8 protein-coding genes are annotated in these 7,999 nt (G+C 69.3%); 5 read left to right on the top strand and 3 right to left on the bottom strand.

Going from position 1 to position 7,999, the window contains the following annotated elements; translation table 11 throughout:
- Positions 1-925, top strand: a 925-nt coding sequence (locus tag ACE3TU_RS15720) for a hypothetical protein (RefSeq protein ID WP_374625850.1), incomplete at its 5' end; no start/stop codon positions are given.
- 222 nt (positions 926-1,147) lie between these two features.
- Here the strand turns inward: ACE3TU_RS15720 and ACE3TU_RS15715 are convergent.
- Positions 1,148-2,068, bottom strand: a complete 921-nt coding sequence (locus tag ACE3TU_RS15715) for a dihydrodipicolinate synthase family protein (protein ID WP_374625847.1) — start codon at positions 2,066-2,068, stop codon at positions 1,148-1,150.
- A complete protein-coding gene (locus ACE3TU_RS15710) occupies positions 2,068-2,772 on the bottom strand; it encodes a hypothetical protein (RefSeq protein ID WP_374625845.1) in 705 nt (234 codons plus the stop codon). The genes ACE3TU_RS15715 and ACE3TU_RS15710 overlap by 1 nt, the downstream gene beginning before the upstream one ends.
- Positions 2,773-2,850: 78 nt before the next feature.
- On the opposite strand from ACE3TU_RS15710, the gene ACE3TU_RS15705 reads away from it, so the two are divergent.
- The 4 genes from ACE3TU_RS15705 to ACE3TU_RS15690 are packed head-to-tail and all read left to right on the top strand — an operon-like array spanning position 2,851 to position 7,380.
- On the top strand, positions 2,851-4,050 hold the full coding sequence (locus tag ACE3TU_RS15705; protein ID WP_374625843.1) for an NAD(P)/FAD-dependent oxidoreductase: 1,200 nt from the start codon (positions 2,851-2,853) through the stop codon (positions 4,048-4,050).
- On the top strand, positions 4,047-4,979 hold the full coding sequence (locus ACE3TU_RS15700; protein ID WP_374625841.1) for an aldo/keto reductase: 933 nt from the start codon (positions 4,047-4,049) through the stop codon (positions 4,977-4,979). Before ACE3TU_RS15705 ends, ACE3TU_RS15700 begins: the two co-directional genes overlap by 4 nt.
- Positions 4,979-6,358, top strand: coding sequence for an NAD(P)/FAD-dependent oxidoreductase (locus ACE3TU_RS15695; RefSeq protein ID WP_374625839.1), 1,380 nt, complete (start codon positions 4,979-4,981; stop codon positions 6,356-6,358). Before ACE3TU_RS15700 ends, ACE3TU_RS15695 begins: the two co-directional genes overlap by 1 nt.
- A complete protein-coding gene (locus tag ACE3TU_RS15690) occupies positions 6,355-7,380 on the top strand; it encodes an amidohydrolase family protein (protein WP_374625837.1) in 1,026 nt (341 codons plus the stop codon). The genes ACE3TU_RS15695 and ACE3TU_RS15690 overlap by 4 nt, the downstream gene beginning before the upstream one ends.
- Before the next feature lie 8 nt (positions 7,381-7,388).
- Here the strand turns inward: ACE3TU_RS15690 and ACE3TU_RS15685 are convergent.
- The coding region (locus tag ACE3TU_RS15685) for an alpha-hydroxy acid oxidase (RefSeq protein ID WP_374625835.1) at positions 7,389-7,999 on the bottom strand (611 nt) is incomplete at its 5' end.

Genomic DNA, 7,999 nt, shown 5'->3' with positions numbered 1-7,999 from the left:
CGAGGGGGGATATCGCCTGTTCTATACCGCAGTCGGCCCCGGCAAGCCCTTTGCCGATTGCCAGGGCTATATCCTCAGCGCCGTGTCCGAGGACGGGCTCGCCTTCCGGCCCGAGCCCGGCATCCGGGTCGCGCCTGATCCGGCGGTGGCGCAGATGTCGCTCCGCGTCCTGGCCCCGAGCCTCACGCCGATCGCCGGCGGGCGCTGGCGGATGTATTTCGAGGCGCGCGGGCCGGCCGACATCCCGACCGCGATCTGCAGCGCACTCTCCGACGACCAACTGGAATGGACCGTCGAGCCGGGGATCCGGCTCCAGAGCCCGGGCGGCGTCGGGGCGCCGCGTTTCCTCCCGTTGGGCGAGGGCAGGGGGCGGCTCTTCTGCTTCCGCTCCGACCATGGGCCGGGGGGACTGGCGGGCGGCGTGCGGATCGGCACGCCGGTGGTGAGTGCCCTGACCGAAGACGGCCTCGATTTCACCTTCGAGCCGGGATTGCGCCTCGCGGATCGTCAGGGCGAACTCGACAGCGCCGGCATCACCGCCGCCGAAGTGCTGCCCGGCGTGCCGTGGACGATGTACTACTCGGCCTGGCAGGACCGGCCGGCCGGCGCCCCCGCACCGGTCCACCCCAGCATGGACAAGGACGCGGTGGCGAGCGGCACGAGTGCCGACTTCGCCGCCGCCTCGATCGCGGCCGACATGTCCGGCTATCGCTCGCGCATCCTCGAGGCTCACTCGGAAGATGGTGTCGACTGGCAGCCCGGGCGCGTCGTCATCGAAGGTGACGGCTATGGCGGGACACAGATCGACGCCGTGCATGCCGAGGACATGTCGCTGATCGCGCTCGGCGACGGACGCTGGCGCATGTACTACGCCGCCTGCGACGCCCGCGGCGTCTGGCGCATCGCCAGCGCCCTCGGCAGTTGAGGTCGCCGGTCCGTCCCTCGCGCTGGAAGACCACCTCTCGGCACCGGCAGACGTCGGGACCGCCTTCTCCCCTTGCGGGAGAAGGTGCCCGAAGGGCGGATGAGGGGTGTCTCTGACCATCGCGGACCCCTCATCCGGCGCTGCGCGCCACCTTCTCCCGCAAGGGGAGAAGGGGTCGGTGCCTCCATTCGCAGTCGGTCGCCCTGGAGGCTTCCGTCGTCGCTACCGGTCCGGCAGCCACTCCGGATGACGTTCGGCAAGCCTGTCGCGGTATTGCGCGAAGATCGCCTCCGTGGTGCTCTCGTAGGGCGGCAGCAGGGCCAGGGGGAAGTCCGGCTCGCTCAGCTTGTGGATCGCCTTGTCATAGGCCCCGTCGATGAAGCCGGTGCCGGCCGCATCGAGCAGGGCGTGCAGCACGCCGCACAGTTCGCGATAGAGCTTGGTGAAACGGACGGCATCGCCGCTCGCCCCGGCCTCCAGGTACTCCCGCGCCCGCGCCGGGTTGCTGGTCGAGATCGACCCCAGCAGCGCGCATTCGCCGAGCGGGGCGCCGAGGTAATAGCCCTGTTCGGTGAAGAAGTGCCGGAGCTGCGGCGCGTGAGTCATCAGCCCCGAGATCATGAACGGGTCGCCGCCGCCATACTTGGTGGCAACCAGATTGGGGTGTCGCTCGGCGAGTTCGGCATAGTCGCGCGGCCGCACCAGCCGGCCCGAGCGCATCAGGTTGTAGTGGAGGAACCTGCTGTCGGGGAAACGGCCGCAGATCTCGGCAAAGACGCGGCGCATCTCGGTGTCGGAGGTGGCGGCCCAGTTGGGCAGCGAGAACTGGAAGGTGTCGATACCGATGGAGCGACAGAACTCGATGCGCTCGATCATGGTGGCGAGCGAAAGACTCACCACCCCGACCATCGGCGGCGCGCCGCCCGCCTCGCGCATGGTTTCGGCGAAGAGCGTGGCGACCCGTCGGAACAGCGTGTCGGTGACGGCATAGCCTTCGCCCGCCGTGCCGAAGACGTAAAGATCGCGGAGGCCGGCCGAAACGAGGTTGCGGATGGTGCGGCGGAAGATCGTCTCGTCGAGGCTGCCGTCGTCGCGCCAGGGGAGGCAGACGGTGCCGAGGACGGTGCGCGGATAGCGGGACATCAGGCACTCCCTTGAGCGAAATCGATCTGCACGCGGTCGACCTCGACATAGCCCTGCGCGATCGAGGACGGCCAGATCGGGTAGTCGCGGCCGGCGCGCAGCTGGTGCGGATCGCCGTCGATGCGTCCCATCGGGCGCGGCTTCACCGGGAAGCGCAGCAGGTGGATGTTGACGTTGACGTTGCCGAGGATGTCGCGCAGCGGCTTTTCGCCGTAGGTGTCGGTGCGGTCGTGGCGGGAGCCCAGGCTGGTCCACTGGCTCGGCTCGGGGACGCAGGTGACGGTGGTTTCCGTCCAGTCCGGGTTGACGGCGATGGGTTGTCCGCTCAGCAGCCAACCCGAGGTGATGCCGTCGATCGACCCCTGCAGCAGCACATGAAAGCCCGTGCCGGCCGCCTCGAGTTCGCCCCGGCAGCGCACGGTGATCCGCGCATCGGTGAAGTCGGTGGGAAAACCCCCGGCGATGAAGCGGTTGTCGCCGGCGACCTCCCGCATCGCCTCTCCGGGCGCGCCGCGAGTGGCCATTGCCATCAGCAATTGCAGGTAGCCGGCGCCAGGCGGGGCATGGTTGTAGTCGACCCACCAGGGCCCCTGGCAGCGCACCACACCGTCCTTGATCGGCAACGCGGCGGGCATGCTGTGATTGTCGACCACCCGCATCCAGCCGCCGGGGCCGTCGTCGAAGTCTTCCACATAGGTCGCCATGTCGGCCTCTTCGCGCTTGCTCGAAATATTATCTTATCATTATAACAAGCGCAGAGTGTCAAGCTGTGAGGGCGGCGGGTGACCGAGAGGCATGCCATCATCATCGGGGGCGGGGTCACCGGCCTTTCCACCGCCTATCACCTCAAGCGCCTCGGCTATGGCGAGGTGACGCTGTTCGAAAAGGATGGCGTCGGGGCCGGTTCCAGCAGCCGGGCGGCCGGGATTTCGACCGGTCTGTTGTGGACCGAAACGGGCGTCCTCGCGCGCAAGACCGCGCTCCGCCGCTTCCGCGAAATGAGCCGCGAACTCGACGGCTACACCTTCCACAACGAGCACGGGTGCCTGGGGCTGTTCAGCCCGGAGCTGTGGCCGGGGCGCGAAGCGCTGCTGCCGCTCTACGACGAATTCGACGTGCCCTACCAGGTGCTCTCGGCCGCCAAGATCCGACGGCGCTGGCCGGCCCTCAATCCGCCGTCCGACCATCTCGGCGTGCTCGATCCGCTCGGCGGCTACAGCGAGCCACCCGAGTACCTCGCGGCCCTGACGCGCAAGGTCAGACAGCTCGGCGTCCGCCTCGTCGAGGGCACGAGAGTGGACGAACTGGTGCTGGCCGGCGATCGGGTGACCGGCGTCGCCACGTCGAGCGGGGTGGTCAGTGCCGACGCCGTGGTGGTCGCCAACTACGCCTGGATCCTGCCGCTCCTCGCTACCGCCGGCATCGCGTTGCCGGCCAAGACCTTCGTCCATCAGCGCTATGTGACCAAACCCCTCGCTACCCCGTTCGTCGCGCCGCCGGTCAATGCCGACCCGTTCCTCGGCTACGTCCGGCCGGCCGACGGCAATCGCATCCTGATCGGAGCGGAGACGCCGGATCGGGACGACATGAAGGTCGGGGATTTCGGTTTCCGGCTCGACAGAATCGAGGATGACCCGGCAGTGCTGCCGGCGGTGCTCGAACGCTTCGGCGATTTCGTCCCGGCGCTGCGCGGCGCGGAATGGGAGACCCGCAAGGTGGGGCTGCTGTCCTTCTCGATGGACGGCGAGCCGATCCTGGGGCCGTTCGGCAAGGTGGCCGGCCTGTTCGTCGGCGTCTGCTTCCATTCGGGCGGCTTCAGCTACAACCCGGCCTCCGGCTACTACCTTGCCGAGTTCGTCGCCAACGGCCGGACCTCGATCGACCTTGCCGCCTTCTCGCCCGATCGCTTCGGGGCCGCCGAGACGGCCGAATACCTTGCCTCCACCGTGCCGCAGCGCAACGCCGCGCGGAGACGGCATTGATCGAGCGCCGCCGCCTTCCCGGTACGGACCTCGAGGTCTCCGTGCTGTGCCTCGGGACGATGACCTTCGGCACGCCGGTCGGGGAGGCCGAGGCGATCCGGATGTGCCACGCGGCCATGGAACTGGGGATCAACTTCATCGACACGGCGAACAGCTACGAGGGCTATTCGCGGGTGTTCGGGTCGGCGGGCGGTCAGTCGGAAAGCCTGCTGGGAACGGCCCTGGCGGGGCGCCGCGACCGGGTCGTGCTCGCCACCAAGGTGGGCATGAAGATCGGCCCGCTCGACAGCGACCGTGGTCTCGGCCGGGCGCACATTCGCCGCGAGATCGAGCGCTCGCTGCAGCGGCTGGGCACCGACTACGTCGATCTCTACTACCTGCACGCGCCGGACCCGCAGACGCCGCCGGCCGAGACGGTCGAGGCGATGCACGGGCTGGCGCGCGAGGGCAAGATCCGGCATTGGGGCGTTTCGAACTACAGCGCGGTGCAGCTGCGCGAGCTGCTCGCCACCTGCGATCGCGGCGGCTGGCTGCGTCCGGTGGTCGTGCAGCCGCCCTACAGCCTGCTCGAGCGCGGCATCGAGGCGGAGCTGCTGCCGCTCTGCGACGAGGCCGGGCTGGGCGTGGTCCCCTACCAGGTGCTGCAGGGCGGCCTGCTGACCGGCAAGTATGGCGACGGCGTACCGGTCGGCTCGCGCCTCGCCGAGAAGCCGCAATGGTTGCGGCCGCTCGACGAGGGGATGCGGGCGCGACTGACGGCGCTCGAGGCCGAGGCACGGGCCCGCGGGCGATCGCTGGCCGGTCATGCCCTGTGCGAGCTGCTCGCCCGGCCCGCCATCGCCTCGCTGATCGTCGGGGCGCGCGAGAGCCGGCAGGTGGCCGAGATGGTGGCGCTGGTCCAGGCGGATACGGCCAGGGGGGCGGCGTGATGCGCGATTCCGCCTCCAGCCTCGCGGGGTTCGGCCAGCCCTACTGGCTGGACCTGCCCAGACCGGACTATCCGGTGCTCGAGCGCGATCTGGCGGCCGATGCAGTCGTCATCGGAGCGGGCATCTTCGGCCTCAAGCTGGCGCGCTACCTCGGCCGGCTCGGGCTGCAGGTCGTCATCCTCGAGGCGAGCCGGGTGGGCGAGGGGGCTTCGGGGCGCAATCAGGGCAGCGCCAACCATGGCGCCGGCATCGACTACCTCACCGCAATCGATCGCTACGGACGCGCCCGCGCCCGCGAGATCTGGCAGCTCGGGCTCGAGAACCACCGGCTGATCCGTGAACAGCTCGATGACTACGGCGTCGATTGCGACTACCGGGTCGGCGGCTTCACCTTCCTGGCGCGGCGCGACATGCCCGGGTGGGAAGACGATGTCCGCCAGTACCGCAGGCAATACGACCTGCTTGCGGAGGACGGCTTCGCGGTCGAACCGCTCGATGAGGAGGAGGCGCTGCGCCGGACCGGCAACACGGTCTTTGCCGGCGGCCTCACCTATCGGGACGATGCTCAGTTCCACTCGGGCAAATACGTCATCGGCCTGGCGCGCGGGGTCGGCCGCACCCGCGGGGTGCAGCTCTACGAGCGGACGCGGGTCACCGCCGTCGAGCGGACGGGTGCCGTCAGCGTCGTCCGCGCCGGCGCCGTCGCCGTCCGCGCGCCGCTGGTGTTTCTTGCGCTCAATGCGCTGGCCCCGCAGCAGGTGCGAGGTCTCGCCCCGGGGCTCAGGGCCGAGCGCGGCCAGGTGCTGGTGACCGAGCCCCTGCCGGATCGCCCCTGCCACGGCTCGTTCGGCACGGCGATGGCGTGGTGGCGCGAACTCCCCGAGGCCGATGGCCGCTTCCGGCTGCTGTTCGGTGGCGGCCGCCGTCGCGACGAGCCCGACAGCCTGTTCCGGCAGTTCACTGCCGAAGGACAACCGCACCCGTCGCTCGAGAGTGGCGGCTTCAGCCCGTCCGAGGCGCATCAGGCCCGGCTGGATGCGCAGTTTGCGACGCTGTTTCCGCGCTATCGCTGCGTCGCCGTCACGCATCGATGGGGCGGGCTGCAGTCCTTCACGGCGGATGGATTCCCGCAGGTGGGCCTGTTCGATGCCGAGCGCGCCATTTATGGGGCGGCCGGATTTTCCGGGCGCGGCAACTGCTACAGCGACGTGGCCGCCGCCTATCTCGTCGGCCTCGCCACCGGCACCTCGGGGGTTCTGGCGCCGCGGCATGCCGCGCTGATCGCCGAACTGATGGCGGTGGGACGGCCCGGGTCCCAGTGGGGCGACTGGGACAGCAACGCGGCGGCCGAACCGCCAGAACCGAAAGCAGGACAATGATCGATCTCGACCCGACCGAACTCGATACCCGCATCTGGAACGAGGAACTCGCCGACTTCGTGCCCGACAGGGTTTTCGACGTGCACACGCACATTTACCGCTGGGCCTTCGACCTCGACCCGAACAGGGCGACCGGCCCGTTCGCCGACAATATCGGCAAGTACTTCCCCGAGGTGACCTGGGAACTCGCCGATCAGGTGGATGCGACGCTGATGCCGGGGCGGCGGATGGAGCGCCTCGCCTTCCCGTTCCCGTTCCCACACCCCTGCGACTTCGACGGCTCCAATGACTACCTGGCGGGGGAGGTCCAGAAGGGCAGGAACTCGGCCGGGCTGATGCTGGTGCATCCGGGCATGGGCGCAGCCGAGATCGAGGCGACGCTGAGGCGCACCGGGCATCTCGGCTTCAAGCCCTACCGCTTCTACTCGGTGACCGGCGACGCCGTGCAATGCCGGATCACCGACTTCATGCCCGAGCACCAGATCGCGATCGCCGACCGGTACGGCCTGATCATCCTGATGCACATCAGCAAGCGCGACGCCATCGCCGACCGGGAGAATATCGACGACATCAAGCGGCTGAGCGCGAAATATCCCGGCGCCAAGTGGATCCTGGCCCATTGCGCCCGCAGCTATTCCGCCTGGGCGATCGAGCAGGCGGCGGCCGAAATCCGCGACCTGCCCAATGTCTGGTACGACACCTCGACGGTCTGCGAGTCCGATGCGCTCGATGCGCTCTATACCGGTGTCGGGGTCGACCGGGTGATGTACGGCTCGGACGACATGATCGGGCCGATGCGCGGCAAGTATGTGGCCTTCGGCAAGGCCTGGTCGTACCTGTCGCCGACCAATCACGCCATGAGCCTCGCGCACTGCGACCCGCGCATGACCTATATCCGCTACGAGCAGTTGCGCGCCATGAAGCGGGGAGCGCGGCAGATCGGGCTCACGACGGCGCAGCGCGAGGCGCTGTTCTACGGCACGGCGCGGGCGCTGGTCGATTCGGTGACGCCGCTCGCCTGAGCTATCCGTCAGGTCCTCGGCAGCAGGTCGTTGGATTCGATGTTGCGGGCCCCGAGCGTCCGCACGTCGGTCTCGCCCATCAGGCCCAGCGCGGAGTCGGCTTCGGCCCTGAGGATCTCGAGCAGCCGGGTGACCCCGGCCTCGCCGGCGACGCCCAGCGCGTAGAGGAAGGGCCGGCCGATGAACACGGCGCGCGCTCCGAGCGCCACCGCCTTCAGCATGTCGTGGCCGGAGCGGACGCCGCTGTCGAGGTAGACTTCGCAGCGTCCGTTCACCGCCTCGACGATGCGCGGCAGGACGCGGATGGTCGAGGGGGCGCCGTCCAGTTGCCGGCCGCCATGGTTGGAGACGACGATCGCGTCGGCGCCATGGGCGAGGGCGGCGCGCGCATCGTCCGGATGCAGCACGCCCTTGACCACGACGGGGCCGCCGAAGCGGTCCTTGATCCAGCGCAGGTCCTGCCAGTTGAGCGTCAGGTCGTCCTGCTGGTTCATCCAGGCGGCGAGTTCCCTGACGCTATGCGCGCCCGGCACGTGGCCGGAGAAGTTGCCGAAGGTGCGGCGCGGCGTCTGCAGCATGGCCAGGGCCCAGCGCGGCTTCAGCGCCAGTTCGGCGACGA

It is taken from the genome of Devosia sp. (assembly GCF_041917035.1).
Classification (GTDB): domain Bacteria; phylum Pseudomonadota; class Alphaproteobacteria; order Rhizobiales; family Devosiaceae; genus Devosia_A.
Note: the sequence above shows the minus strand (reverse complement) of the source record. Positions and strands in the feature narration are given on the sequence as shown.